Source organism: Leifsonia sp. SIMBA_070 (assembly GCF_046534635.1).
Classification (GTDB): Bacteria; Actinomycetota; Actinomycetes; order Actinomycetales; family Microbacteriaceae; genus Leifsonia.
The window spans coordinates 1-246 of record NZ_JAWRYK010000752.1 but is presented as its reverse complement, the minus strand read 5'-3'; the positions used below and the strand labels follow the sequence as shown (position 1 = coordinate 246).

Here is a 246-nt window from a genome sequence, read left to right as displayed (position 1 = left end):
CACCGAGATCGACGTCCTCCATGTACATGAAGTATCGGGAATCGAAACCGCCGATGGAATCGAAGGCCTCGCGTCGGACCAGCAGGCACGACCCGGACAACCACCCCACGGCGCGTTCGGACACGTCGACGGCATCCTGCCGGTACGCCGCGGTCCAGGGATTGGACTTCCAGATCGTTCCCAAGATCGCATGTCCGGTTCCGGAGACCAGGTTCGGAACCCGCCGCGCCGACGGATAGATCGTGC

Annotated in this window: 1 pseudogene; it reads right to left on the bottom strand. The window is 63.4% G+C overall.

Annotation, left to right across the window (positions count from 1 at the left end):
* A pseudogene (locus SB754_RS22250) lies at positions 1-246 on the bottom strand (dTDP-Rha--alpha-D-GlcNAc-pyrophosphate polyprenol alpha-3-L-rhamnosyltransferase); the annotation flags it as partial.